Here is a 26,312-nt window from a genome sequence, read left to right on the forward strand (position 1 = left end):
GGAGGTACGCGTGACGACTGACGTGATCGACCCGGCCACCGGCGAGCGGTTCACCACGGTGCCGGACAACGGCGAGGCGGAGACGGACGCGGCGATCGAGCGCGCTGACCGGGCGTTCGAGTCCTGGCGCGCGGTCGCGCCGGGGGACCGGGCACGCCTGCTGCGCCGCTTCGCCACGCTGGTGGACGAGCACCTCGACGAGCTCGCCGGCCTGGAGGTGCGCAACGCCGGCCACACCGTGGGCAACGCCCGCTGGGAGGCGGGCAACGTCCGGGACGTGCTGCATTATTACGCCGGAGCGCCGGAACGCCTGTCCGGGCGGCAGATCCCGGTGCCCGGCGGCCTGGATGTGACGTTCCACGAGCCGCTGGGCGTGGTCGGCGTCATCGTGCCGTGGAACTTTCCGATGCCGATCGCGGCCTGGGGGTTCGCCCCGGCGCTGGCCGCGGGCAACACGGTGGTGCTCAAGCCGGCCGAGCTCACCCCGCTGACCGCGATCCGGCTGGGTGAGCTGGCGCGGGAGGCGGGCCTGCCGGAGGACGTGTTCATCGTGGTGCCCGGCCGTGGGGACGTGGTGGGCCGCCGGTTCGTCACTCATCCGCGGGTGCGCAAGGTCTGCTTCACCGGATCCACCGGCGTCGGCAAGGCGATCATGGCGGGCTGCGCCGAGCAGGTGAAGCGGGTGACGCTGGAGCTCGGCGGCAAGAGCGCCAACATCGTCTTCGCCGACGCCGACCTGGAACGTGCCGCCGCGTCCGCGCCGGCGAGTGTCTTCGACAACGCCGGCCAGGACTGCTGCGCGCGTTCCCGGTTGCTCGTCCAGGACTCCGTGTACGAGAAGTTCCTCGGTCTGCTGGAACCGGCGGTGCGGGCGTTCCGGGTCACCGACCCGTCCACGCCGCAGGCGCAGATGGGTCCGCTGATCTCCGAGGGGCATCGCCGCCGGGTGGCCGGGTACGTCCGGGACGCCGAGGTGGCCTTCGCCGGCAGCGCTCCGGCCGGCGAAGGCTGGTGGTTCCCGCCGACGGTGCTGCTGGCCCGGTCCACGGCCGACCCGCACTGGCGCGAGGAGGTGTTCGGCCCGGTGGTGTCGGTCCTGCCGTTCCGCGACGAGCAGGAGGCGATCCGGCTGGCCAACGACACCGAGTACGGCCTGTCCGGATCGCTGTGGACCCGTGATCTGGGCCGGGCGCTGCGGGTGTCCCGGGCGGTGCAGACCGGCACGCTGAGCGTCAACTCGCATTCCTCGGTGCGCTACTGGACGCCGTTCGGCGGGATGAAGCAGTCCGGGCTGGGCCGGGAGCTGGGGCCGGACGCGCTGCTGTCGTTCACCGATGTCAAGAACGTCTTCATCGCGAGTGACGACTGAACGGCACCCGCGAGGCGACGGGGCACAGAGAGAGGCGACGGGGCACAGAGAGGGAACCACGTGGAACGTTTGCAGGACCGGGTCGCCGTGATCACCGGCGCGGGCAGCGGCATCGGCTTGGCGACCGCGCGGCGGTTCGCCGCCGAGGGTGCGCGGGTGGTGTGCGTGGACGTCTCGGCGGAGGCGGGCGAGGCGGTGGCGCAGGAGGTGAACGGCGAGTTCGTGGCCTGTGACGTCGCCGACGAGCAGGCGGTGCGCGAGCTGTTCGACGGTGTGGTCCGGCGGCACGGCCGGGTGGACATCGCCTTCAACAACGCCGGGATCTCCCCGCCGGACGATGACTCGATCCTGGTCACCGGGCTGGACGCGTGGGAACGGGTGCTGCGGGTCAACACCACCTCGGTCTTCTTCTGCTGCAAGTACGCGATCCCGCACATGCAGCGTCAGGGCAAGGGTTCGATCATCAACACGGCGTCGTTCGTGGCGCTGCTCGGCGCGGCCACCTCGCAGATCGCGTACACCGCCAGCAAGGGCGGCGTGCTGGCGATGACCCGCGAGCTGGGGGTGCAGTTCGCCCGCGAGGGCATCCGGATCAACGCGCTGTGCCCCGGCCCGGTGGCCACGCCGCTGCTGATGGACCTGTTCGCGAAGGACCCGGAGCGGGCCGCGCGCCGGCTGGTGCACGTGCCGATGGGCCGGTTCGCCGAGCCCGCCGAGATCGCCGCCGCGGTGGCCTTTCTGGCCAGCGACGACGCCTCCTTCATGACGGCTTCGCAGTTCGTCGTGGACGGCGGCATCACCGGGGCCTACGTCACACCGCTGTGATGCGTTTAACGCTCGCGTCGGCCGGGAATCGATCTCCCACGTGCCGGCCCACCTGAGCCGGGCGAAGGGGTCGAATCCCCGCCCGCGTGGCCACGACCCCATGCGGGTGGGCGGGGACCCGGGCGCGGCGCCCCCCCGTCATCGGGGGGCGCCGCGCGCCTGTGTCCCGATCCGTAACGCAAGGTGGTTACGGTGGAATGATGCGTCCGCTCATCGGTATCACCACCTATGTGGAGCCGGCCTCCTGGGGTGTCTGGCACCGGCTGCCGACCACGCTCGTGCCGCATGCGTACGTCGAGGCCGTGACGCTGGCCGGTGGGCGAGCGGTGCTGCTGCCTCCGGACGACGCGGACACCGACGTGCTGCGGCGGATGGACGGGCTGGTGCTGGGCGGCGGCGCGGACGTCGACCCGGCGCGGTACGGCGCGTCGCCGCAGCCGCTGACCGACACCCGTCCGCAGCGGGACGCCGCCGAGTTGCCGCTGGCCCGCGCCGCGCTCGCGACGGATCTTCCGGTGCTCGGCGTGTGCCGCGGGATGCAGGTGCTGGCGGTGGCCGCGGGTGGCCGGCTGGAGCAACATCTGCCGGACGTGGTGGGCCACGACAAGCATCGGCCCGCGCCCGGCGTTTACGGCAGCCAGCAGGCGGTATTCGAATCAGGTAGCCGGATCGCCGAGTTGATGGGCGCCGACCGCGAGATCAACTGCTATCACCACCAGGGCGTGGCGGACGCCGGCGCGCTCAGCGTCACCGGATGGGCGGCCGATGGTGTGGTCGAGGCGCTGGAGGATCCGGGCCGCCCGTTTGTGCTCGGCGTGCAGTGGCACCCCGAAGTGTCCCGCGATCGGCGGCTCTTCGGCGCCCTGGTGAGCGCGGCGAGCGCCTGAGGCGTTGCACCGGCGAGACGAGACGACAAGCGACGAGGAGGACCGCGGCACATGCGCAGGCCCCTGATCGGACTGACCGCGTACGCCCAGCAGGTGCAGTACGGCGGCAATGACCTGATGGCGGGCATGCTGCCCATGTCGTACGTGCGGGCGGTGCATGCCACCGGCGGTCGCGCCGTGCTGATCACTCCGGACGATCCGGGCGTGGACGTGCTGGATTCGTTGGACGGCATCGTGTTCACCGGCGGCGGCGACATCGACGCGCGGCACTGGGGCGCTCGGCTGCACCCGGCCGCGGACGTGGACGAGGTCCGGGACCGTTCCGAGCTGATGCTCATGCACGCCGCCCTGGAACGGGACCTGCCGATTCTGGGTGTCTGCCGGGGCATGCAGTTGATGGCGGTGGCCGGCGGCGGCTCGCTGCACCAGCACCTGCCCGACGTGATCGGGCACGACCGGCACCGCGCGGCACCCGGCACCGATCCGTTGTCGGCCGACGCTTCCGCGTACGGGCGGCATGAGGTGGTGGTGCAGACGGCGAGCCGGGCGCACGCCCTGCTCGGCGCCCACCTGACCGTGAACTCCTTTCACCACCAGGCGGTCGACGACCCGGGCACGTTCACGGTGAGCGGCTGGTGCCCGGAGGACCGCGTCGCGGAGATCCTTGAGGACCCGCGGCGGGTCTTCGCTCTCGGTGTGCAGTGGCACCCGGAGCGGACCGGTGACCTGCGCGTGTTCGAGGCCCTGGCGAGCGCGGCGGCGCGGCGTTCGGATCTCACCCGGCCCGCGCTCGCCGCCTGACCCGCCCCGGTCGGAAGCGATCCAGCCACCGGGAGAACCGAGCGGGCCGGCCTCGGCGGTGTCCCCCGACCGTGGTGCGGGAGCGGCGTGGCGGTCGGCCTGTCGCACTCCGGCTGAGGCCGGATCGCGATCGGTGCTACCGTGCACGCACCGTGGCCGGCACCATTCGGCCAGCGGCGGATCATCGCGGGAGGGCTAAATGAGCGCCGGCTCGGAGAGCGCCCTGCCGGAGCTTCTTCGCACCGCGTTCGAGCGTGGCGGTGAGATGGGCCGCCGGATGCGGGCGCTGGACTGGGCGAAGACACCGCTCGGGCCGCCGGCTGGCTGGCCCGCGGAGTTGCAGAACGCGGTCGCCACCACGCTCGCCTCTCGCGCGCAGATCGTCATCTTCTACGGCCCGCAATACTGCGTCCTCTACAACGACGCCTACATCGCCACCATGGGCAGCAAGCACCCGGTCTCGCTGGGCCGACCCGGACACGTGATGTGGGCGGAGACGTGGACGTTGCTGCAGGAGCTGTTCGACGGCGTGGTGCGCGCCGACGAGTCCTACTGGGCGACCGATCACCAGTTCACGATCGACCGATACGGCTTCCTGGAGCACACGTACTTCGACATCTCGTACGACCCGATCCGGTCATCCAGCGGCTCGGTCGGCGGCGTGCTGTGCATCGTCACCGAGACCACCAAACGGGTGCTCAACGAGCGCCGGGTGCGGACGCTGAGCGCGCTGGGCTCCCGGCTGGCCGGCGCCACCGGTCAGGGCTCGCTGGGCGCGCAGGTCGCGCAGGTGCTCGGGGAGAACGCGGCGGACGTGCCGTTCGCCGCACTCTATCTGGACGACCCGAACGACGGCGGCGGGCTCACGCTGGTCGGGGCGAGTGGGGCGGCGGCGCGCGAGTTCGCGGCGTTCGGCGATGCCTGCCTCGGGACCATCCACCAGGTGCTCGGCACGGGTCGGCCGGGTGAGCTGCCGCTGGCCGAGGCGTGCGCCGCCGTCCCGGACACCGCCGCCACGCAGGCCCTGGCTCTGCCGGTGGGCATCGGCACCGGCAACGTGGGGCTGCTCGTGGTGGGGGTGAGCAAGTACCTCGCGGTGGATCAGGACTATTCCGCGTTCCTCGACCTGGTGTGTGCGCAGATCTCCCGGGCGGTGGCCAACGTCCGCGCGTACGAGCAGGAGCGCCGCCGTGCCGCCGACCTGGCCGCGTTGGACGCCGCGAAGACGAACTTCTTCTCCAACGTGAGCCACGAGTTCCGTACGCCGCTGACCCTGATCCTCGGTCCGGTGGAGGACATGCTCGCCGTGCCGCAGTTGCCGGACGAGCTCCGTCACCGGCTGGAGACCATGCAGCGCAACGGGTTCCGCCTGCTCAAGCTGGTCAATACGGTGCTTGACTTCTCGCGTCTGGAGTCCGGGCGGATGCGCGCGGCGTACCGGGCGACCGACCTGCCGGACTACACCGCCCGGCTGGCCAGCACCTTCCGCTCGGCCACCGAGCGGGCCGGCCTGGACCTGACGGTGGACCTCCGGCCGTTGCCGGCACCGGTCTATGTGGACCGCGAGATGTGGGAGAAGATCGTCCTCAACCTGCTGTCCAACGCGGTCAAGTTCACCCGCGAGGGTGGCGTGACGGTGCGCCTGTCGGCGGACGGGCGGGACGCGGTGCTGGAAGTGGCGGACACCGGCATCGGCGTGTCCGAGGCCGAGCAACCGATGCTCTTCGACCGTTTCCACCGGATCGCCGACACGTGGTCGCGCAGCCATGAGGGCACCGGCATCGGCCTGGCGCTGGTCCGCGAGCTGGCCGAACTGCACGGCGGAAGCGCCGCGGCGACCAGTGAACTGGGCCGTGGCAGCGTGTTCACGGTCCGGATCCCGCTCGGCACGGCCCACCTGCCCGCCGACCGGATCCTCCAGGGCGAGGCCCCGGTGGTTCCCGAGGCGGAACCCCGCCTCTATGTCGAGGAGGCGCACTGGTGGACCGAGGAGCCGCCGGATGCGGACGCGGGGCAGCCGCCGGTGGGTGCCCTGCACGACAGCCGCCGAGGGCGGATCCTGCTCGCCGACGACAACGCAGACCTGCGTGACCACGTGTCGCGGCTGCTGCGGCCGATGTGGGACGTGACGGCAGTGGCCGACGGCCAGGCCGCGCTGGAGGCGTCCCGGCAGCAGATGTTCGACCTGGTGCTGACCGACGTGATGATGCCCCGGCTGGACGGTTTCGCGTTGATCCGGGCGCTGCGTGCCCAGGAGCGGACCCGGGACGTGCCGATCGTGGTGCTCTCCGCCCGGGCCGGCGAGGAAGCCAGCGTCGAGGGCCTGTCGGTGGGCGCCGACGACTACCTCGTGAAGCCGTTCTCGGCGCGGGAACTGACCGCCCGGGTGCGATCCAACCTGGACCTCGGACAGTCTCGTCGGCAGATCATCAGCCGGCTGCGCGGTCTGGTCGACGCGGCGGCCGCGGTGAGCACCGTGAACACCACCAGCGAGGTGCTGCGGGTGGCCGCCCAGCACGTGAAGGCGATGACCGGGGCGGGACGGGTCCGGCTCACGGTGCCCGGCGCGCGGGCCGAGGTGGACGGCGGCGCGGAGGGATCCGCGGATCCGGTCGCGGTGCTGTCGCTGCCCGACACCGCGGGCACCACCCTGGGCGAACTGAGCGTCTGGGCGGGTGCGGACGGCGCCCCGGAGCCGGGCCTGCTCACCCAGCTCGCCCGGCTGATCGGTCTGCGTCTGGAGAACGCGCAACTCTACGAGGCGGAACACCGGATCGCGAGCACCCTGCAACACAGCCTGCTGCCGCAGTCGCTGCCGCGGGTGCCCGGCGCGATCCTGGCCAGCCGCTACCTGCCGGGCAGCAGCGAGGCGGAGGTCGGCGGCGACTGGTACGACGTGATCACCAACCCGGACGACCAGTTGTTCCTGATCATCGGGGACGTGGTCGGCAAGGGCGTGCAGGCCGCCGCGGGCATGGGGCAGCTTCGCAACGCCCTGCGCGCGTACATCCTGGAGGGCTTCGACTGCGGTGCGGCGTTGACCCGGCTGAACCGGCTGGTGGACAACCTGGGCCGGCGACAGTTCGCGACGGTGGTGTGCGTCCGGTTCGATCCGCACACCCGGGTGCTGCGGTTTTCCTCGGCGGGCCACCCGTCGCCGGCGGTGGCCGCGCCGGGGGAGGCGGCGACGTTCCTGCACACCTCGGCGCTCGGGCCACCCATCGGCGCGGTGCGTGATGTCGACTATCCGACTCTGCAGCGCGATCTCGCTCCGGGTAGCCGGCTGCTGCTGTTCACCGACGGGCTGGTGGAGGACCGCGCGGAGGGTGTCGACTCCGGGATGGCCGGGGTCGCCGCCGACCTGACCAAGCCGGCCGGCCATGTGGACGACCTGCTGGAAGCCCTGATCAGCAAGGCTTCGCTGCGGGAACGCCGGGACGACATCGCGCTGCTTGCCCTGCAGGTCACCGAGCCGCGCGAGTTTCAGCTCCGGCTGCCGTCGGACCCCACCCGGCTGAGCTTGCTGCGCCGTCGGCTGGAGGACTTCCTGACCGCGCACGAGGTGCCCGAGAACGACATCTTCGACCTGACCGTGGCGGTGTCCGAAGCGGCGGCGAACGCCATCGAACACCCGGTCGAACCGACCGCTCCGGTGATCACCGTGGAAGCGTCGCTCGACGCGGACGCCGTGACGGTGACCGTGCGGGACACCGGGAGCTGGCGTCCGTCCACCGCGGCGGGATTCCGCGGTCGCGGGCTGGCGCTGATCGGAGCACTGTCGGAGATGTCCGTCTCGCGATCGGACTCGGGCACCTCGGTGACGCTGCGCCGACCGATCACGAAGGCGGCTTGAGCCACGGCTGCCCGGCCAGCCCGGAGATCTCCAGCACGCGCAGGACCTGCGGCGACGGCCGCACCTCCAGCGCACCGGGGTAGCGATCGGCGAGCCGGATCACGGCATGGATCGCGGCCGAGTCGAAGAACGTGACCGCGCTCAGGTCGAGCGTGGCGCAGTGCACCCCGTCGGGTGTCGCGGCACGGAACAGGGCATCGGCGGTGGACATGTCGACCTCGCCGGTCACCACGACCTCCACGTGGTCGCCGTTCACCTGACTGGCGGCAGAGAAATTCTGGTCCCGACCGTCTTGATCCACGCAAACACGATTACACAGCGGTCAGGGGGCAGCAAGAAGGGGTCACGCGCATGGCATGGCGTACGTCGCGGTTTGCGGGCCGTGACCACGGGCGGTGACGCTGCGGCGATAGTGTGGCCTCATGACCGTTCGCGCCCCCCTGAAGCCGGGAACACAGTCGCCCTGGCGGGCGGTTCCGGCGCAGATCACCCGCCCGGAGTACGTCGGCAAGGCCCGCCCCCAGCCGTGGCGCGGCTCGCACGTGCAGACGCCGGAAACCATCGAGAAGATGCGTCTGGCGGGACGGCTCGCCGCACAGGCCACGCAACTGGCCGGTGAGCACTGTAAGCCGGGCGTGACCACCGACGAGATCGACCGCGTGGTGCACGAGTTCCTGGTGGACCACGGGGCGTACCCGTCCACGCTGGGTTACAAGGGCTTCCCCAAGTCGTGCTGCACCTCGCTGAACGAGGTGATCTGCCACGGCATCCCCGACTCCACCGTGCTGGAGGACGGCGACATCATCAACGTGGACGTCACGGCGTACATCAACGGGGTGCACGGCGACACCGACGCCACTTTCTGCGTCGGCGAGACCGCGGACGAGGCCCGGCTGCTGGTGGAGCGCACCCGCGAGGCGATGATGCGCGGCATCCGCACGGTGGCGCCGGGCCGCCCGATCAACGCGATCGGCCGGGTCATCGAGGCCTATGCGCGGCGGTTCGGCTACGGCGTCGTGCGCGACTTCACCGGGCACGGCATCGCCGAGACGTTCCACTCGGGGCTTTACATCCCGCACTACGACAACCCGCAACTGGACACGGTCATGGAACCGGGGATGACGTTCACCATCGAGCCGATGATCACGCTGGGCACCTACGAATACGAGATGTGGCCGGACGGCTGGACGGTGGTGACCAAGGACCGCCGGTGGACGGCCCAGTTCGAGCACACGCTCGTGGTGACCGACGACGGCCACGAGATCCTCACCCTCCCGTGACACAGACCGTCGAGCACCACCATTCCGACGTCTCCGGCGGCTGGCTGCGCGCGGCCACGTTCGGGGCGATGGACGGGTTGGTCACCAACATCGCGCTGATCGCCGGCATGGGTGGCGGCGGAGTGAGTTCCGCCACTCTGATCCTGGCCGGGGTCGCGGGGCTGGTGGCCGGTGCGGTCTCGATGGGCATCGGCGAGTTCACGAGCGTCCGGACGCAGAACGAACAGGTCGCGGCCGAGCTCGACAAGGAACTGCGCGAGTTGCGCCGCGACCCGGAAGGCGAGGCCGACGAGCTCGTCGCCATGTGGACCGTGCGCGGCCTGCCGTTGGAGCTCGCCCGCCAGGTCGCCGACGTGCTGAAAGCCGACCCGGAGAAGGCCCTGCGCGTGCATGCGCAGGAGGAGCTGGGCGTGGTCCCGGACGAGTTGCCGAGCCCGTGGACCGCTGCCTTCTCCTCGTTCGGGTGTTTCGCGGTGGGTGCGGTGATTCCGCTGGCGTCCTACCTGCTCGGCTCGGACAGCCTGGCGCTGGCGCTCGGCGTGGGCGGCGTGGGGTTGTTCACCACGGGCGCGATCCTGTCCCGCTTCACCACGCGGGCGTGGTGGTGGGGCGGTGCCCGGCAGCTCCTGCTGGGCGGGCTCGCCGCCGCCCTGACTTACGTGGTGGGCCTGGCGCTCGCCTGAGCCGTCACCGTCCGCCGCTCGGCTCAGCCCGCTCGGCTCAGCCCGCGCGGCTCAGCCCGCTCGGCCGGGGAACGCCATTGTCACCGGCGTCACGCCCGCACGGTCGCGCCACCGGGTGGCCCGCACGGCCGCATCGGTCAGCGCCGCCAGCGCGGTGCCGCGGTCCACTCCGTCGCGCAGTGGCAGGCAGGCCCGCCACGCCTGGGCCACGCCGTCCTCCACGTGCACCGCGAGCCGGAGTGCGCTGGCCCGGTCGGTGACCGCGAACGGGAGCTGGTATCCGGCCGGCGCCGGCGCGGCGCTGCGCTTCAGCCGGCTCATCAGGCTCACCAGCACGTCCCGCCGGTCGCGGTGGGTGCGTTCGGCGGTGCGGGCCTCGTCGGTGTCGGCGTCACCGTTCAGACGGACGCCGATCAGCCCGTACGCGTAGATCGCCGCCTCCTCGGCGGCCAGCGCCGCGGCTAGGGGGTCGCTCATCGGTGCAGCGCCTCGGTGTGCGTGGCCCGGCACGCGGCGACCGAGCCGACCAGCATCACCCGATCGGCGGGTGCCTTGGTGCACGCCGCGACGGCGCTCTGGTGCGCCTGCTTCTCGGCCCGGCGCAGCCCGCTCACCGCATCCGTGCCGGCCGAAGCCGCGGCGGCGGGCGCGGCCGGAGCGGACGACGGCAAGTCCGTGCCGATCAGCCCGGCGAGGGCGGTGGCATGCGCGTGGTGGTCGGCGCGCAGCGGCGCGAGCCGGTCACGCAGGTCCGGCTGCGTCGCCATGGCCCGGTCGTACGCCGTGACGAGTCCCAGCGCCTCGTCCAGGATCGGCTGCAGCGGATCGGGGGCCGGCGCGGGCTCGGAGTCGTCGCCGAGAAGGCCGCATCCGGCCACTGTGGTGACCGTCCACGCGGCCGTGCCCAGCGCGGCCGCGACGCCGAACGCCTCGCGGCGGGTGCGCCCGTTGTCCCTCTTGCCCATCCGAGTAGTCAACACCATCGGGGCGAGGACTGGCGCGACGGCCGCTGACCTGGGCATGGTGAGCATTGGGAGCGGCGGCGGGCTGAGCACGTGCCCGGCGCGTTACGCTCTGCGCAAACGCCGGGCGCCATCGCCCGGCGGCATGTCGCCGTCGGCGCAGGCCGCGTCCGAGGGTGACACCTGGGCAGAAAAGCAGAGAGGCTGGACTCGATGACGCAGCGTGGTCGTCCCGGTGCACGTCCAGGCTCTCGACGCACCGGTGGGCGTGGCCGGGACCCCGCGGAGCAGCGGGTGCCCGCCGCGCCGCGGATCGATCTGAAGGCCGCCCGGGCACGGATGATCACGGTCATCGAGCCGGTGGTCACCGCCGCAGGGTACGACCTGGAGGACGTCAGCGTGTCCCGGGCCGGTCGCCGGCACGTGGCGAGGGTGCTGGTGGACTCCGACGGCGGCATCGGCCTGGACGACATCGCCGTGGTGTCGCGGGGCATCTCCGAGGCGCTGGACGCGGCCGATGACGCGGGCAGCGAGGTGCTCGCCGGGGAGTACCAGCTCGAGGTCAGCTCGCCGGGCGTGGACCGGCCGCTGACCCGGCCGCGGCACTGGCGCCGCAACGTCGGGCGGCTGGTGACAGTCAACGGTGTCACCGGCCGGGTGACCGAGGCGAGCGACAGCGGCATCACGCTCGACGACCGCGCGATGGCGTACGCCGACCTCGGTCCGGGCAAGGTGCAGATCGAGTTCAAGCGCATGGATCAGGCTGACTTCGGCGACGACGAAGACGAAGGGGAGGGCGAGGAGGAGTGAACATCGACCTCGCGGCGCTGCGCGCCCTCGAGCGCGAGCGGGAGATCCCGTTCGAAACGATCCTCGGGGCGATCGAGACCGCGCTGCTGACCGCGTACCGGCATACCGAGGGCGCGGAGCACCATGCGCGCGTGGAGATCGATCGCGGGACCGGTGCCGCTTCGGTGTTCGCCCAGGAGCTCGACGGCGAGGGCGCGGTGGTGCGGGAATGGGACGACACCCCGCACGACTTCGGCCGGATCGCCGCGATGACCGCCAAGCAGGTCATCCTGCAGCGCCTGCGGGAGGCCACCGACGAGGTGCATTTCGGCGAGTACGCGGGACGCGACGGCGACCTGGTCACCGGCGTGGTCCAGGCGGACGCCGCGCGCGCCGAGAAGGGCATCGTGATCGTCGACCTGGGCAAGCTGGAGGCGGTGCTGCCGCAGTCCGAGCAGGTGCCCGGAGAGCGGTACGAGCACGGCGCCCGCATCCGGGGCGTCGTGGTGCACGTCGCTAAGGGCTTCCGCGGCCCGCAGATCACCCTGTCGCGTTCGCACCCCGCGCTTGTCAAGAAGCTTTTCTCGCTGGAGGTGCCGGAGATCGCCGACGGCACGGTGGAGATCGCGGCGATAGCCCGGGAGGCCGGCCATCGCACCAAGATCGCGGTGCGGTCGGCGGTGCCCGGAGTCAACGCCAAGGGCGCCTGCATCGGCCCGATGGGTCAGCGCGTCCGCGCGGTGATGAGCGAACTGCACGGTGAGAAGATCGACATTATCGACTGGTCGGATGACCCGGCGCAGTTCGTCGGGAACGCGCTCTCCCCGGCCAAGGCGCTGCGTGTCGAGGTGGTGGACGCGGCGGCGCGGATGGCCCGGGTGACCGTTCCGGACTTCCAGCTTTCGCTGGCCATTGGCCGTGAGGGGCAGAACGCGCGGCTGGCCGCCCGGCTCACCGGATGGCGCATCGACATTCACTCCGACGGTGAGTCGGCTGCGGTCTCCGAGGGGGAGACCGCGGAGGCGGGGAGCTGACCGGATAAGCGAGCCGCGGACACGAGGAGTAGACTTTTCCATGGCTGGCCCGACGCGCACCTGTGTCGGTTGCCGCAAACGCGCGCCAGCCGTCACATTGGTGCGGTTCGTCGCCGTCGGCGCGGGAGACGTTTTCCTGCTCCGGCCGGATCCGAGCCGCCGATTGCCGGGCCGGGGGGCTCATCTGCATCCCGATCTGGCTTGCTTCGCGCTGGCGGAGCGGCGTCGCGCCTGGGGGCGTGCGCTGCGGCTGACCGGTGTCGTCGACACCGGCTCGCTGGACGAGCACATCCGTGCGGTCTCCGTGCCGCACGGGACCACCGATGGTGGGGCGTCGGCGCCCCATCCGGACAGCAAGGTAGGACGACCGACATGAGCACACGATGAAGTCCCTGAAATGACCAGGCTTCTAGTGCACGAGTGAGGTCGTTGCGGGTGCTGCCCGCACGACCTCAAGAGTGAGGAGTGCAGTGGCAGGAAAGGCCCGCGTACACGAGCTCGCGAAAGAGCTCGGGGTCGACAGCAAGACCGTGCTCGCCAAGCTCAAAGAGATGGGCGAGTTTGTCAAGTCCGCATCCAGCACCGTCGAGGCCCCGGTGGCCCGGCGGCTGCGTGGCGCGCTGAACGCGCAGAACGGCAACAACGGCTCCGCGGCCCCGGCCGCCGCGTCGTCCGCGCCGCCCGCGCCCAAGGCGACGCCCGCCACCACGGCTCGGCCCGGTCCGCCGCGGCGGCCCGCGCCCCCGGCCACGCCCAGCGCACCCGCGTCTCCGGCACCCACGCCGGGCGCGATAGCGCGTCCGAAGCCACCCGGCGGCGGTCGTCCGCGGCCCGCTCCGGGCCCGGTCGCGAAGCCGGCGAGCGCACACGACATCGAGGTGGCGGCTGCTGAGGCCCGCGCGTCCGCGCTGAAGGCCGAGCAGGAGGCCGCGGTCAAGGCCGCACAGGCTGCCCGCACCCGCGACGCCGAGCGCCGCGCGCAGCAGCCCGCGGGTGACCGCGAGACGCGACCGCGCCCCGGTCCGGGGACGATGCCGCCGCGGCCTGGTTCGCCTGCGGCGGGCCGCACCGGCGGTCCCGGCGGGAGCGCACCGGCCCGGCCCGGTCCGGGCGGAGGCAACCCGCGTCCGCCGTCGCGTGGCCCCGGCAACAACCCGTTCGGCGTCTCCGGAAGCGGCTCCCGTCCGTCGCCGGCGTCGATGCCGCGTCCCAACCAGCCCGGCACGCCGCGTTCCAACCAGTCCGGCATGCCTCCGCGCCCGAGCCCGGCTTCCATGCCTCCGCGCCCGAGCCCGGCTTCCATGCCCTCGCAGCGTCCCGGACGTCCCGGTGGCGGTCCCGGCGGCGCCGGCGGTGGCCGTGGCGGTCCCGGCGGCGGTCGTGGCGGCGGCGGTGGCGGTGGCTTCCGCGGCGGTGGCGGCGGCGGTGGCGGTGGCTTCCGCGGTGGCGGCGGCGGTGGCGGTGGCTTCCGCGGTGGCGGCGCTGGCGGTGGCTTCCGCGGCGGTCCGACCGGTGCGCCCGGTCGTCCCGGTGGCGGCGGTCGCGGTCGCGGCGGCGGAACCGCGGGAGCGTTCGGCCGTCCCGGCGGTCGTCCGACCCGGGGCCGCAAGTCGAAGAAGCAGCGGCGTCAGGAGTTCGACAACCTGTCGGCTCCGGCGATGAGCTCGGGCGCGCCCCGCGGCAACGGCCAAGAGGTCCGGCTGTCTCGCGGCGCGTCGCTCTCCGACTTCGCCGACAAGATCAACGCCAATCCCGGCTCGCTGGTCCAGGAGATGTTCAACCTGGGCGAGATGGTGACCGCGACCCAATCGTGCTCCGACGACACGCTGCTGCTGCTCGGCGAGCATTTGGGCTTCAACGTGCAGATCGTCAGCCCGGAGGACGAGGACCGCGCGCTGCTCGCGCAGTTCAACATCGACCTGGACGCCGAGGTGGCCGAGGACCGGCTGGTCAGCCGGCCGCCGGTAGTGACCGTCATGGGTCACGTCGACCACGGTAAGACGAAGCTGCTCGACGCGATCCGCAAGACCAACGTGGTCGCCGGCGAGGCGGGTGGCATCACCCAGCACATCGGCGCCTACCAGGTCACCTACGACCACGACGGCAACGACCGGCCGATCACCTTCATCGACACCCCGGGTCACGAGGCGTTCACCGCCATGCGTGCCCGTGGTGCGCAGGTGACGGACATCGTGATCCTGGTGGTCGCGGCGGACGACGGCGTGATGCCGCAGACCGTCGAGGCGCTCAACCACGCCAAGGCGGCCGAGGTGCCGATCGTGGTCGCGGTGAACAAGGTGGACAAGCCGGACGCCAACCCGGAGAAGGTGCGTCAGCAGTTGGCCGACTACGGCCTGCTGGCCGAGGAGTACGGCGGCGAGACCATGTTCGTCAACGTGGCGGCCAAGCCCGGCACCGGCATCGACGAACTGCTGGAAGCGGTGCTGCTGACCGCCGACGCGTCGCTGGAGCTGAACGCTCCGGTGGACGGGCCGGCACAGGGTGTCGCGGTCGAGGCCCACCTGGACAAGGGGCGCGGCGCGGTTGCCACGGTCCTGGTGCAGAAGGGCACGTTGCGGGCCGGCGACTCGATCGTGGCCGGTAGCGCGCACGGACGTGTCCGGGCGATGCTCGACGAGAACGGCCAGACCGTGCCCGAGGCAGGCCCGGCGCGACCGGTGCTGGTTCTGGGCCTGACGTCGGTGCCCAGTGCCGGTGACACGTTCCTGGCGGCCGAGGATGACCGGACGGTCCGGCAGATCGCGGAGCAGCGGCAGGCACGCAGGCGTGCGGCGAGCTTCGCGAACTCGCGGGGCCGGGCCACCCTGGAAACGCTCATGGAGCAGCTCAAGGAGGGCGAGAAGACCTCGCTCACTCTGGTGCTCAAGGGCGACGGCTCGGGTTCGGTCGAGGCGCTGGAAGATGCCTTGTTCAAGATCGATATCCCGGACGAGGTGCAGCTCAAGGTCATCCACCGCGGCGTCGGTGCGATCACCGAGAGCGACGTGAACCTGGCGAGCGCGTCTTCGGACCAGACCGCCACGATCATCGGCTTCAACGTCCGGGCCTCGAACAAGGTCAAGGAGATGGCCGACCGCGCCGGCGTGGAGATCCGCTACTACAGCGTCATCTACCAGGCCATCGAGGAGATCGAGGCGGCGCTCAAGGGCCTGCTCAAGCCGGAGTTCGAGGAGGTCGAGCAGGGCACCGCGGAGATCCGCGAGTTGTTCCGTTCGTCCAAGATCGGTCTCATCGCCGGCTGTATGGTCCGGTCCGGTCTCCTTCGGCGCAACGCCAAGGCCCGGGTGCTCCGCGACGGCGTGGTGGTGGCGGACAACGTCACGGTCAACTCGTTGCGGAGGTTCAAGGACGACGCCACCGAGGTCCGCGAGGGCTTCGAGTGTGGTCTGACCTTCTCCGGTTTCGGCTCGCCGCAGGTAGGCGACGTGATCGAGACCTTCGAGATGCGGGAGAAGCCGCGGGCCTGACGGCCACGGCACGGTTCGCACGGCCCCCGGCGCATGTCGCGCCGGGGGCCGTCGGCCGTTTCGCCCATGATGTGGCCCGCCGTGCGAGTCCGGCCCGTGCGTCGCACCGGCCGCGCGGGCTGCGAGGATGGCGGCCATGCCCCGGTACGCCTTGCTGCTTGCGCCGTCCGCCAACCGTGTCTACGCCGACCAGGCCGGACGGCTGGCCCGCGCCGAGCTGTCCGCGTTCGCCCGGGTGCTCTCCACCGACGTCCAGGGCATCGACGAGCAGACCATCGGGGGCGTCGGCTACCTCGCGTTCGAGTCCGGCACGGCGCTGACCGAGCGGGACGTCGCTTACCTGTCCAACCTGTCCGCCGCGTACGCGCTGTTCGAACGGGTCGACGACGGCCTGCTGCGGCCGGTGCCGCTGAGCCCGTTGGCGCGCTACGACAGCGATCTGCTCACCATCGCGAAGTACGCCGGCAAGACCAACGAACAGTTCACCCGGTTGCTGCTCAACCTCACCCTGCTGGCCTCCGCGTCGGCCGGGCGGATGCTCGCGGACCGGCTCACCGTCTGCGACCCGCTCTGCGGGCGCGGCACCACGCTCAACCAGGCCCTGATGTACGGCTACCACGCCATCGGCGTGGAAATCGACGGCAAGGACGTGGAGGCGTACAAGCTGTTCCTGCAGACCTATCTGAAGCGCAAACGCCTCAAGCACACCGCCGACCTGGTTCCGGTTCGTCGCCACGGACGGCGCGTCGGCCGCCGGGTGGAGGTCACCGTCGCGGCATCCAGAGCCGACCGGAAGGCCGGCGACGTGCAGCGGCTGACCGTGGTGCAGGCGGACACCACACAGCTCGACGGGTTGCTGCGCGGCAACTGCGCCGACGTCCTGGTGGCCGACTTGCCGTACGGCGTGGCGCACGGCAGTCACGATGCCGCCGGCGGCCTCTCCCGCAGGCCGGTGGAGTTGCTGGAACGAGCCGTTCCCGTCTGGGTGGGGCTGCTGCGCAGGGGCGGCGCGCTGGGGCTGTCGTGGAACACGCGGGTGGCCGGGCGTGCCCGCGCCGAGGAGATCCTGCGGGCCGGCGGACTCGAACCGGTGGAGTACCACGATCTGTCCCACCGGGTCGATCAGTCGATCGAACGCGATGTGCTGGTGGCCCGGAAACCGGCGTGACCGCCGGAGGGCTCCCCGGGTAGCCTGCTGCCGATGTTCACCGCGACCGCCGTGTTCGACCTGCTGCTGCCGGACGACGCGCGCACCTTGAAGAGGAAGCGTTCCTATGTCCGCCCGATCATCGCCATGCTGCGCAAGTGTGAGGTCAGCGCGGCCGAGGTGGGCTTTCTCGACCGCTACGGGCGGGCGCGGGTGGGTGTCGCCGCGGTGGCCGCGGACGCGGCACACGCCCGTGATGTGGTGGACGCCTGCGAGCGGCAGATGGCGGCGCGGCCCGAGATCGAGTTGCTGTCCGTGCGGCGCGGCCTGCACGGCGAGGACGACGACTGAGCGGCGCGTTCCGTCGGGACACGGCCTGGGTAGGCTTCGGGAGTTGGGCGGGGAACGATTCTCCCCGCGGGCACGGTTGTCGGAGGTGGCGATATGTCGGACCCGGCCAAGACTCGTCGGCACGCGGAGCGCGTGCGCGAACTGGTGGCTTCGCTGGTGCGGGAGATCAAGGATCCCCGGCTCGGCATGGTGACGATCACGGACGCCCGGATCACGGGCGACCTGCGTGAGGCGACCGTCTATTACACCGTGCTGGGTGACGCCGCCGAGCAGAGCGGCACGGCCACCGCGCTGGAGAGCGCCAAGGGCATGCTGCGCAGCCGCGTCGGGCACGCGCTCGGCCTGCGGCACTCGCCGAGCCTCGCGTTCGTGCTGGACAACGTGCAGGACCACGCCAAGGAGATCGACGATCTGCTGGCCGCGGCCCGGCACCGCGACGCCGAGGTGCAGCGCCTGGCGGCCGGCAAGCAGTACGCCGGCGACCCGGACCCGTACAAGACTGCGGAGTCCGACGAGGATGACGACGCTGACGTCTCCGTCGGCGCGCACGAGGACCGCGGGTGACCGACGCTCCTGCGATGTCCGGCGCGGCCGGCGCGGTGGCGGACGGCGATTGGTCGGCCGCCGTCGGCGCGATCCGCCGGTTCCTCCCGTCCGGCCGCGTGCTGCTGGTCTGTCACGTGAACCCCGACGGCGATGCGCTGGGCAGCATGCTCGCCGTCGGGCTCGGTCTGTGCCGCTTGGGCGCGGCGCAGGTGCAGGCCACCTTTCCGGGCGAGTTCGAGGTGCCGGAACCGCTCGCCGGCATGCCCGGACTCGATCTGCTGGTGCCGCAGGAGCGGGCCTGCGCCGATCCCGACCTGATGGTGGCCTTCGACGCCGCCGCCGCGTCCCGGCTGGGCGCGCTGGCCGACCGGCTGGAGCGGGCCGAGGCCACGGTGGCGCTCGACCATCACGCCTCGAACACCCGCTTCGCCCAGGTCAACCTGGTCGACGACGGCGCGGCCGCCACCGCGATGGTGGCCGGGGACCTGCTCGACCGTCTGGGTGTCGAGGTGGATCAGGCGATCGCCGAGTGCCTGTACGTCGCGTTGGCCACCGACACCGGCTCGTTCAAGTTCGAGATGACCACGCCGCGGGTGCATGAGATGGCGGCCCGGTTGATCGCCACCGGCATCCGGCCGGGTGACATCTCGCGTCGGGTTTTCGACACCCGGCCGTTCGGCGCGATGAAGCTCTTCGGCGAGGTGCTCGGCCGGGCGGCGCTGGATCCGGCCGCCGCCGCGGGGCACGGCATGGTCTGGACCTATGTGACGCTCGACGATCTGGGGCGGCACGGCCAGCGGCCGCATGTGATGGACGCGTTGATCGACCCGGTCCGCACGGTGGCCGAGGCCGACGTGTCCGTGCTGGTCAAGCAGTCCGGCGACGGGGAATGGGCGGTGTCGCTGCGCAGTAAGGGCGCGGTCGACGTCAGCCGGGTCGCGGTCGCGCTGGGCGGCGGGGGACACCGGCTCGCGGCGGGATTCACCGGTCACGGCACGCCCACGGACGTCGTGCTGGCCGTCCGTGAACAGCTCGATCACCACGTTCTCTGACGCATTACGGCGTCTCGCTCTCCCCTGCATCCTTGTCTCGCATGGCGAGATAGCCGTCGCAGCTCTCGGGACTTAACGATAGTTTGACTTAACGGTGATTCGGTTTGCGCCGCCGTGACCACAGCTCCGGCCGCGTGATCCACGAGCCACCCGGGTTCATCCACCCGGGTGCGTCGCCCGCGCCAGGCCCGGCGATCCCGGACCGGTCCGCGATGCCGCCGCTCGACCGATCCTCGGGCGCTCGTGCGCCCCGTTGACGCGGAAGGACCACGATCATGGCTGCCAAGCCCAAGCCCCCGCCCCCGGACGAGGCTCGCGAGCAGGCCCGCCGGGCCCTGCAGACCTCGCTGGACACGCGCCAGTGAGGTGACTGCAGGTTGTGCGGCAGGCCTCATGAGGTAAGCACCTCATAGCCTTGCACTCATTACCGGCGGATGAGCATCATGATGTTTCGTGAGCTTGTCCGCCGCGTCTTCCGACTCGCCCGCCGCCCACCGTCACGACGGCGGCATGCGACGCATCGCGTCGCTGGCTCTGCCCGCCCTGGTGGTGCTCGCGGCCGAGCCGCTCTATGTGCTGGTCGACACCGCCGTCGTCGGGCACCTCGGCCGGGTGCCGCTGGCCGCCATCGCGGTCGGCGGCACGCTGCTCTCGATGGCCGTCTGGTTCGGCACGCTGATGGCCTATGGCACCACCGGCCGGGCCGCTCGTCGCTTCGGCGCCGGAGACCGGTCGGCCGCCGTCGCCGAGGGCGTGCAGGCGTCGTGGCTGGCGTTCGCCACCGGGCTCGTGCTGGTGGTGGTCGCGCAGATCGCCGCGCGTCCGCTGACCGGACTGCTGGCCGCCGACCCGGCGACGGCGGATGCCGCGGCGGGGTGGGTTCGGATTGCCGCGTGCGGCGCGCCCGGTCTGCTGCTCGCCGCGGCGGGCAACGGCTGGATGCGCGGTGTCCAGGACACCCGCCGGCCGCTGCTCTTCGTGCTCGGCGCCAACATGCTGTCCGCCGTCCTGTGCCCGGTCCTGGTCTATGCCGCGGGCTGGGGCCTGACCGGCTCGGCGGTCGCCAACGTGGTCGCGCAGAGCGTGTCCGGCGGGCTGTTCCTGCTCGCCGTGATCCGCCAGGCCCCCGCGCTGCGCCCACACCCGGCGATCATCGGCCGGCAACTGGTGCTCGGCCGGGACCTGCTGATCCGCGGCGCCGCCTTCCAGGCGTGCTGGCTGTCGGCGACCGCGGTGGCCGCCCGGTTCGGCGTGCCCGCCGTGGGCGCGCACCAGATCGCCCTGCAACTGTGGTTCTTCAGCGCGCTCGTGCTGGATGCGGTGGCCATCGCGGCCCAATCGCTGGTCGGTGCGGCCCTCGGGGCGGGTGACGGTGCGTCCGCCCGGTTCGTGGCGGCCCGCGTCACGCTCGTCGGTGGCCTGGCCGGGGTGGTGTTCGCGGTCGTCGCGGGCGCCGGCGGCACGGTGATCCCGGCCCTGTTCACCGCTGATCCGGCCGTGCACGCGCAGGCGGCCGTGGTGTGGCCGTGGTTCGTCGCTCTGCTGCCGTTCGCCGGCGTGGTCTACGCCCTCGATGGCGTGCTGATCGGCGCCGGTGACGTGGGATACATGCGCAACGTGACGCTCGCCGCCGCGCTGGCCGCCTTCCTGCCCGCGATCTGGCTGGCCTACGCCCTCGACCTGGGACTCGGCGGCGTGTGGGCGGGCCTGGGCCTGTTCACCTTGGTCCGGTTCGTCGCGATGGTCTGGCGGTGGCGGACCGCGCGCTGGGCGGTGCTCGGCGCGACCCGGGACCGTACAGTGTCACGGTGACGGTGGACGGTCTGATCGTGGTGGACAAGCCGGCGGGGATGACCTCGCACGACGTGGTGGCGAGGGTGCGGCGGCTGGCCCGGACCCGGCGCGTGGGGCATGGCGGCACGCTGGACCCGATGGCCACCGGCGTGCTGGTCCTCGGCGTGAACCGGGCCACCCGGCTGCTGACCTACGTCATCGGGGCGACCAAGAGCTACACCGCGACGATCCGGCTTGGCGAGAGCACGATCACCGACGACGCCGAGGGCGAGGTGACCAGGCGGACGTCCACCGCGGCGATCGGCGCGGACGCGGCCCGGTCCGCGCTGCTCGCCCAGGTCGGCGAGATCGACCAGGTGCCCAGCGCAGTCAGCGCGATCAAAATTGACGGTCGACGGGCCTACAAGCGGGTCCGCGACGGCGAGGACGTCGCCCTGCCGGCCCGCCGCATCACCATCGAGCGACTGGTCGTGACGGACGTCCGGCCCGCGGACCACACGCTGGACGTGGACATCGAGGTCACGTGCTCGTCCGGGACCTATGTGCGCGCGATCGCCCGGGACGCCGGTGCCGCGCTCGGTGTCGGCGGGCATCTGACCGCGCTGCGCCGCACCGCCGTCGGTGATCTCACCCTCGACCATGCGTCCACCCTGGCCGAGCTGGCGGACCGGGCGCCGGACGTGGTGGGTCTGTCGCTGGCGGAGGCGGCGAAGCGCGCCTTCCCGGGACGCACCGCCTCGGCGGAGGAAGCCCGGGTGCTCAGCCACGGCGGACCGCTTTCCCCGGCCGGCATCGACGGGCCGTACGCGGTCTTCGACCCGGGCGGCGACGTGCTGGCCATCGTGCGCGAACGAGACGGCCGAGCGCGCCCCGAGATCGTGCTCGCCGCCTCCTGAACCGCCGCTAGCCCGCGCGTTCCTCGCGACACTCCGGCAGGTGATCGGCCACCACGGCGACGAGGTCGGCGGCCGCGTACGGCTTGTCGAGGAACCCGTCGCAGCCGGCCTCCACCGCCGCCGACCGGTCCCGGGGCAGCACGCTGGCGGTCACCGCCACCACGGCGGGCCGCGGCTCGCCCCGGTCCACCAGTTCACGTGCCAGGCTGAGCCCGCTGCCGTCCGGCAGGTTCATGTCCAGCAGGATCAGATCGATGTCCTGACCGAGCAGATGCTCGCGCGCCGATTTCAGGGTGGTGGCGTCCACCACCTCCGCACGCCGCACGGCGTCGACCTGCGCGCGGGCCAGCACGGCCTTGACCAGGGTGCGATTGAGGTCTTCGTCCTCGACAAGGAGGATCTTGCTCACAGATTGTCCTTCCGGGGTTCGGTTTCCGGCGCTGTGCCGGGCACGGCGGCCGGCGGCACCATCGCCTCGGCCATCACGCCGCCGGCCAGCGCGGTGGCGATGAGCGGAGCCGGCACGTGCCCGTCGCCGGCGTGGAGACCGAGCACCGGGATGTGCCGGGTCGCCGGGTCCTGCTCGATGGCGGCCAGCAGCCCGAGTCCGTCGGCCTGCGGCGACTGGACGTCGCAGACGATCAGGTCGAAGGTGTTGCTCCGGCTGAGCGCGATCCCGTCCGCGCCGGAGGCGCACGCCACGACGTCGGCGCCGCCCGCGCGCAGGCCCCGTTCGATGGCGGCGCGCACCGCATCGTCGGGGTCCACCACCAGCACGCGCGGGGGCTTGTGGTCGCCCAGGCACCGGGCCAGCGCGCGGAGCAGGTCGCCCTGGTCGACCGGCTTGACGAAGTAGTCCGCCGCGCCCAGCGCGAGACCGGCCTGCCGCTCGTCGACGATGGTCACGAAGAAGACCGGAATGCCGACCAGCCCGGGGTCCGACTTGAGCCGCCGGATCACCTCCCACCCGTCGATGCCCGGCAGGGTGACGTCGAGCACGATGGCGTCCGGCGGGTTGGCCGTGGCGCGGCCCAGACCGGTCTCGCCGTCCGGTGCGATCTCCACCCGGTAGCCGGCCGCGCCGAGCTGGGTCCGCAGCAACTCGGCGGCTTGCGCGTCGTCCTCGATGAGCAGCACCCGGCGCGGGGACGGGCCCTCATCATCGGCGGTTGCCGCCTCCACCGGTGGCGGCGCCGGGCGCGCGGCGGGCAGCCGGACCGTGAAGGCCGAGCCCTGGCCCAGTTGCGAGACCAGCGTGATGTCGCCGCCGTGCGCCTCCACCAGCCGTTTGGTCAGCGCCAGGCCGAGACCCGTGCCAGCCTGGCGTCCCTCGTCGTCACCGACCTGCTGGAACTCCTCGAAGACGCGTTCCTGATCCTCCGGGGCGATGCCGACGCCGGTATCCGTCACGGTCAGCGACACCATGTCTGCGGACGGGCGTACGGTCACCGCGATGGCGCCGCCCGCCGGCGTGAACTTGATGGCGTTGGACAGCAGGTTCTCCGCGATCTGCCGGAAGCGCACCGGATCCACGTGCGCGCTGGCCTGCGGCAGCTCGGTCGAGACGGTGATGTTCTTGCGCGCCACCAGCGGTTCCAGACCGGGCAGCAGCTCCTCGATCGCGGTGTCCACGCGCAGGGCGACCAGACGCAGCTCCAACCGCCCGGCCTCCACCTTGGCCAGGTCCAGGATGTCGTTGATCAGCCCCAGCAGGTGCCGGCCGCTGCTGTGGATGTGATCGACCCAGTCGGCCGGGACCAGGCGCCGGTCCCCGTCCGGTTCCTCCTGCCGCATCAGGTCGCTGAACCCGATGATCGCGTTCAGCGGCGTACGCAACTCGTGGCTCATGTTGGCCAGGAAGGTGCTCTTGGCGTGATTGGCCTGGGTGAGCGCCTCCACCGAGGCGCTCAGCTCGGTAGCTAGCTGCCGCTGGGCGGTGAGGATCGACTGCCGCTCGGCCAGCACCCCGGCCTGCCCGCCGAGGGCCACCAGCAAGCGCAGATCGTCGTCGCTGAACAGGGTGCGATGCTGGTTGAACAGCAGCACGGCACCTTCGGTGTCCGGCGGCACCGGCATGCTGACCACCGTCACGAAGTCGTCCCGCAGATCGTCGCCGTAGTGCTCGACCAGCGCCGGGCTGCCCTCACGCAGCCGGGTGGGCCGGCGGGCGCGGATCAGCGCGGTCAGGTCCGCGAAGGTCAGCTCCTCCGGCTGGTCGATCGGTGGTCCGGCGTACGCCGTGGGGGTGAGCAGGCCGTCCGGGCGTGGCATCAGCACGGCCACCGCGTCCGCCCCGGTCTGCACGCGCATGATCTCCGCGTAGGTCTGCCAGACCTGTTCGGGTGAATCGGCCGGCGCCCGGAGCAGCCGTTCGGTGACCGACTGGGCCGCCGACGCGGTGAAGGTCCACTGCAGCCAGACCGGCGGCACGAACGCGATCAGGTATCCGATTCCGCTCAGCAGGCCGAGCAGGCGGCTGGCCATTTCCCACGTCTCGCCGGTCTCCGCGCGGGAGGCGACCTTGAGCAGGACGATGAACCCGCCGAACGCGATCGCCGAGCCGGCCGCGATGTAGAGCCGCGCCCGGTTGGCGCCGATCCGGGTGCGCGCCTTGCCGACGAGCAGGACCGCCGCCACCGCCTCGGCGGCGAGGAAGCCGGCCGTGGTCAGCACGAGCACCGGCTGGGGGAGCGGCAGCCCGGCGACCAGCACCGCGACGGCGGCGACCAGGTAGGCCGCGATCGCGACGAGCTGGGCCCAGAGAGGCACGTGCCGCAGGCGGGCGGCGAGCCGGATGGTCAGGTACGGCTGGGCCAGCAGCGCGCACCGGACGGTCAGCTCCGCCCAGGCGGGCCGGTCACCGGTGAAACCGTCCGCCAGGTCGACCACGAACAGCACCGTGCACGGGGCGAAGACCAGCGTGATGTCCCGCTGCAGCGGGTCACGCCGGCGCAGGTAGCCGAGCAGGGCGCGCACGAAGAGCGCGGCGAACGTGAACTCCGCCGCGAAGAGAATGAACTCACTCCATTTGACCGTCATATCGCCATTAATCGTACGCTTTTGGACGCAAAGTGCAGCCGATACGCTGTGCTCGGAGGGCCGCGCGAGGATGCGCCCGGGAGGGCTCCGAGAGGATGTGTCATGCAGCGCTGGCGGGGGCATGAGGCGGTGCCCGGCGGGTGGGGGCGCTCGGTGGTGACCATCGGGGTCTTCGACGGTGTGCACCGCGGCCACCAGGCGATCATCGGTCATTCCGTGAAACGCGCCCGGGACATGGGCCTGCAGTCGGTGGTGATGACCTTCGACCCGCATCCCTCCGAGGTGGTCCGGCCCGGCTCGCACCCCGCGGTGCTGACCGAACCGGTCCGCAAGGCCGAGCTGATCGAGCAGCTCGGCGTGGACGCGCTATGCGTGGTGCCGTTCACGCCTGCCTTCTCCCGGCTCGGACCGGAGGAGTTCGTGCACGACATCCTGGTGGAGGCGCTGCACGCGGCGGTGGTCGTGGTCGGGGACAACTTCCGCTTCGGGCACCGGGCGGCCGGGGACGTCACCATGCTTGCCGCGCTCGGCCGCTCCTTCGGATACACCGTCGAGGAGGCGCCGCTGGTCTCCGCCGACGGCGTGGTCTTCTCCTCCACCTACATCCGTAGCTGTGTGGATGCCGGCGACGTGCGCGCGGCAGCCGCGGCGCTCGGCCGGTCGCACCGGGTGGCCGGCGTCGTGGTGCGCGGTGACCGGCGGGGGCGGGAGATCGGCTACCCGACCGCCAACCTGATGTGTCACCGTTACGCGGCGGTGCCGGCCGACGGCGTGTACGCCGCACGGCTGATTCGCGGGGGCGACTCCGGCGCGCCGCTGATGGCCGCCGTCTCGATCGGGACCAATCCCACCTTCTCCGGCCGGGAACGCCGGGTGGAGGCGTACGCCCTGGATTTCGACGGTGACCTGTACGGTGAGCGGCTCGGTCTGGACTTCGTCGCGCATCTGCGGGAGCAGCGTTCGTACGACTCCATCGACCCGCTGATCGCCCAGATCGCGCAGGACGTGGAACAGACCCGCGCGCTGCTGCAATGACCGGCTGGTAGGGTTGCACCGACGCTGAGATTTCAGCACCGGTCTCGCCTGCCTGCTCGACGCCGCGGGCCGCGAGGACGACACCGGTATCACCAGACCGACGCGCTCGGCCGCACAGAATCACGGAGAACATGGCGCTCGACCAGGACACCAAGAACAAGATCATCGACGAGTACAAGGGCAAGGACGGCGACACCGGGTCGCCCGAGGTGCAGGTTGCGATGCTGACCAAGCGCATCGCCGACCTGACCGAGCACCTCAAGGTGCACAAGCACGACCACCACAGCCGGCGCGGCCTGCTGCTGCTGGTCGGCCGTCGTCGTCGCCTGCTCAACTACGTGCAGAAGAAGGACGTTCGCCGCTACCGGTCGCTCATCGAGCGGCTCGGCCTGCGCCGATGACCTGACGGGGGAGTGGCCACACGGTCGCTCCCCCGTGACACACCCAACGGACCCGCGCGGCTCACGCCGTCAGCACCGGT

The 26,312-nt window shown here is 71.8% G+C and carries 24 protein-coding genes; 19 read left to right on the top strand and 5 right to left on the bottom strand.

Features of this window, described 5'->3' with window-relative positions:
• Nucleotides 1-10 precede the first annotated feature (10 nt).
• The 5 genes from IEY73_RS12550 to IEY73_RS12570 all read left to right on the top strand — a co-directional run bounded on the left by IEY73_RS12550 (nucleotide 11) and on the right by IEY73_RS12570 (nucleotide 7,735).
• Nucleotides 11-1,369: an aldehyde dehydrogenase family protein gene (locus IEY73_RS12550; protein WP_189079340.1), complete on the top strand. Its 1,359-nt coding sequence runs from the start codon at nucleotides 11-13 to the stop codon at nucleotides 1,367-1,369.
• Nucleotides 1,370-1,429: 60 nt separating this feature from the next.
• Entirely contained in the window at nucleotides 1,430-2,194 is a 765-nt protein-coding gene (locus IEY73_RS12555; RefSeq protein ID WP_189079341.1) for a 3-oxoacyl-ACP reductase, read from the top strand.
• A 200-nt stretch (nucleotides 2,195-2,394) separates the two neighbouring features.
• The gene (locus tag IEY73_RS12560; protein ID WP_189079342.1) at nucleotides 2,395-3,081 is read left to right on the top strand and encodes a gamma-glutamyl-gamma-aminobutyrate hydrolase family protein; all 687 of its coding nucleotides are present in this window, start codon (nucleotides 2,395-2,397) and stop codon (nucleotides 3,079-3,081) included.
• Nucleotides 3,082-3,132: 51 nt separating this feature from the next.
• A complete protein-coding gene (locus IEY73_RS12565) occupies nucleotides 3,133-3,882 on the top strand; it encodes a gamma-glutamyl-gamma-aminobutyrate hydrolase family protein (RefSeq protein WP_189079343.1) in 750 nt (249 codons plus the stop codon).
• A gap of 199 nt (nucleotides 3,883-4,081) precedes the next feature.
• Complete coding sequence (locus tag IEY73_RS12570) at nucleotides 4,082-7,735, top strand: SpoIIE family protein phosphatase (RefSeq protein WP_229715782.1); 3,654 nt, start codon at nucleotides 4,082-4,084, stop codon at nucleotides 7,733-7,735.
• On the opposite strand, the gene IEY73_RS12575 is transcribed toward IEY73_RS12570, so the two are convergent.
• Entirely contained in the window at nucleotides 7,719-8,036 is a 318-nt protein-coding gene (locus tag IEY73_RS12575; RefSeq protein WP_189079344.1) for an STAS domain-containing protein, read from the bottom strand. The two genes, IEY73_RS12570 and IEY73_RS12575, sit on opposite strands and share 17 nt — an antisense overlap.
• Nucleotides 8,037-8,157: 121 nt before the next feature.
• On the opposite strand from IEY73_RS12575, the gene map reads away from it, so the two are divergent.
• Together map and IEY73_RS12585 are read left to right on the top strand one after the other, a co-directional pair.
• Nucleotides 8,158-9,015, top strand: coding sequence for a type I methionyl aminopeptidase (gene map / locus IEY73_RS12580; RefSeq protein ID WP_189079345.1), 858 nt, complete (start codon nucleotides 8,158-8,160; stop codon nucleotides 9,013-9,015).
• On the top strand, nucleotides 9,012-9,698 hold the full coding sequence (locus tag IEY73_RS12585; RefSeq protein WP_189079346.1) for a VIT1/CCC1 transporter family protein: 687 nt from the start codon (nucleotides 9,012-9,014) through the stop codon (nucleotides 9,696-9,698). The genes map and IEY73_RS12585 overlap by 4 nt, the downstream gene beginning before the upstream one ends.
• A 51-nt stretch (nucleotides 9,699-9,749) precedes the next feature.
• Here IEY73_RS12585 and IEY73_RS12590 read toward each other — a convergent pair whose 3' ends face one another.
• On the bottom strand, nucleotides 9,750-10,175 hold the full coding sequence (locus tag IEY73_RS12590; RefSeq protein ID WP_189079347.1) for a ferritin-like domain-containing protein: 426 nt from the start codon (nucleotides 10,173-10,175) through the stop codon (nucleotides 9,750-9,752).
• Nucleotides 10,172-10,663 carry a hypothetical protein gene (locus IEY73_RS12595; protein ID WP_229715783.1) on the bottom strand — a complete coding sequence of 164 codons (492 nt, stop codon included), beginning with the start codon at nucleotides 10,661-10,663 and terminating at the stop codon, nucleotides 10,172-10,174. The genes IEY73_RS12590 and IEY73_RS12595 overlap by 4 nt, the downstream gene beginning before the upstream one ends.
• 210 nt (nucleotides 10,664-10,873) lie before the next feature.
• Here IEY73_RS12595 and rimP point away from each other — a divergent pair, with 210 nt between their 5' ends.
• The 10 genes from rimP to truB all read left to right on the top strand — a co-directional run bounded on the left by rimP (nucleotide 10,874) and on the right by truB (nucleotide 21,757).
• Nucleotides 10,874-11,470 carry a ribosome maturation factor RimP gene (gene rimP, locus IEY73_RS12600; RefSeq protein ID WP_189079348.1) on the top strand — a complete coding sequence of 199 codons (597 nt, stop codon included), beginning with the start codon at nucleotides 10,874-10,876 and terminating at the stop codon, nucleotides 11,468-11,470.
• Entirely contained in the window at nucleotides 11,467-12,483 is a 1,017-nt protein-coding gene (gene nusA, locus IEY73_RS12605) for a transcription termination factor NusA (RefSeq protein WP_189079349.1), read from the top strand. Before rimP ends, nusA begins: the two co-directional genes overlap by 4 nt.
• A 40-nt stretch (nucleotides 12,484-12,523) precedes the next feature.
• The gene (locus IEY73_RS12610; RefSeq protein WP_189079350.1) at nucleotides 12,524-12,859 is read left to right on the top strand and encodes a YlxR family protein; all 336 of its coding nucleotides are present in this window, start codon (nucleotides 12,524-12,526) and stop codon (nucleotides 12,857-12,859) included.
• Nucleotides 12,860-12,953: 94 nt separating this feature from the next.
• Complete coding sequence (gene infB / locus IEY73_RS12615) at nucleotides 12,954-15,971, top strand: translation initiation factor IF-2 (RefSeq protein WP_189079351.1); 3,018 nt, start codon at nucleotides 12,954-12,956, stop codon at nucleotides 15,969-15,971.
• A gap of 136 nt (nucleotides 15,972-16,107) precedes the next feature.
• Nucleotides 16,108-17,139, top strand: a complete 1,032-nt coding sequence (locus IEY73_RS12620; protein WP_189079352.1) for a TRM11 family SAM-dependent methyltransferase — start codon at nucleotides 16,108-16,110, stop codon at nucleotides 17,137-17,139.
• A gap of 33 nt (nucleotides 17,140-17,172) precedes the next feature.
• Complete coding sequence (locus IEY73_RS12625) at nucleotides 17,173-17,469, top strand: DUF503 family protein (protein WP_189079353.1); 297 nt, start codon at nucleotides 17,173-17,175, stop codon at nucleotides 17,467-17,469.
• A gap of 93 nt (nucleotides 17,470-17,562) precedes the next feature.
• Nucleotides 17,563-18,033: a 30S ribosome-binding factor RbfA gene (gene rbfA / locus IEY73_RS12630; RefSeq protein ID WP_189079354.1), complete on the top strand. Its 471-nt coding sequence runs from the start codon at nucleotides 17,563-17,565 to the stop codon at nucleotides 18,031-18,033.
• Complete coding sequence (locus IEY73_RS12635) at nucleotides 18,030-19,067, top strand: DHH family phosphoesterase (RefSeq protein WP_189079355.1); 1,038 nt, start codon at nucleotides 18,030-18,032, stop codon at nucleotides 19,065-19,067. Before rbfA ends, IEY73_RS12635 begins: the two co-directional genes overlap by 4 nt.
• A 510-nt stretch (nucleotides 19,068-19,577) precedes the next feature.
• Nucleotides 19,578-20,879: an MATE family efflux transporter gene (locus tag IEY73_RS12640; RefSeq protein ID WP_189079413.1), complete on the top strand. Its 1,302-nt coding sequence runs from the start codon at nucleotides 19,578-19,580 to the stop codon at nucleotides 20,877-20,879.
• Entirely contained in the window at nucleotides 20,834-21,757 is a 924-nt protein-coding gene (gene truB, locus IEY73_RS12645; protein ID WP_373292781.1) for a tRNA pseudouridine(55) synthase TruB, read from the top strand. The genes IEY73_RS12640 and truB overlap by 46 nt, the downstream gene beginning before the upstream one ends.
• Nucleotides 21,758-21,764: 7 nt before the next feature.
• Here the strand turns inward: truB and IEY73_RS12650 are convergent, their stop codons facing one another.
• Together IEY73_RS12650 and IEY73_RS12655 are read right to left on the bottom strand one after the other, a co-directional pair.
• The gene (locus IEY73_RS12650) at nucleotides 21,765-22,166 is read right to left on the bottom strand and encodes a response regulator (RefSeq protein WP_189079357.1); all 402 of its coding nucleotides are present in this window, start codon (nucleotides 22,164-22,166) and stop codon (nucleotides 21,765-21,767) included.
• Nucleotides 22,163-24,796: a hybrid sensor histidine kinase/response regulator gene (locus IEY73_RS12655; RefSeq protein WP_189079358.1), complete on the bottom strand. Its 2,634-nt coding sequence runs from the start codon at nucleotides 24,794-24,796 to the stop codon at nucleotides 22,163-22,165. The genes IEY73_RS12650 and IEY73_RS12655 overlap by 4 nt, the downstream gene beginning before the upstream one ends.
• A 102-nt stretch (nucleotides 24,797-24,898) precedes the next feature.
• On the opposite strand from IEY73_RS12655, the gene IEY73_RS12660 reads away from it, so the two are divergent.
• Nucleotides 24,899-25,831, top strand: coding sequence for a bifunctional riboflavin kinase/FAD synthetase (locus IEY73_RS12660; protein ID WP_189079359.1), 933 nt, complete (start codon nucleotides 24,899-24,901; stop codon nucleotides 25,829-25,831).
• A 131-nt stretch (nucleotides 25,832-25,962) separates the two neighbouring features.
• On the top strand, nucleotides 25,963-26,232 hold the full coding sequence (rpsO, locus tag IEY73_RS12665; protein WP_189079360.1) for a 30S ribosomal protein S15: 270 nt from the start codon (nucleotides 25,963-25,965) through the stop codon (nucleotides 26,230-26,232).
• The last annotated feature ends 80 nt before the right edge of the window (nucleotides 26,233-26,312 follow it).

Origin of the sequence: Mangrovihabitans endophyticus (assembly GCF_014646155.1) — a bacterium.
Classification (GTDB): Bacteria; Actinomycetota; Actinomycetes; order Mycobacteriales; family Micromonosporaceae; genus Actinoplanes; species Actinoplanes endophyticus.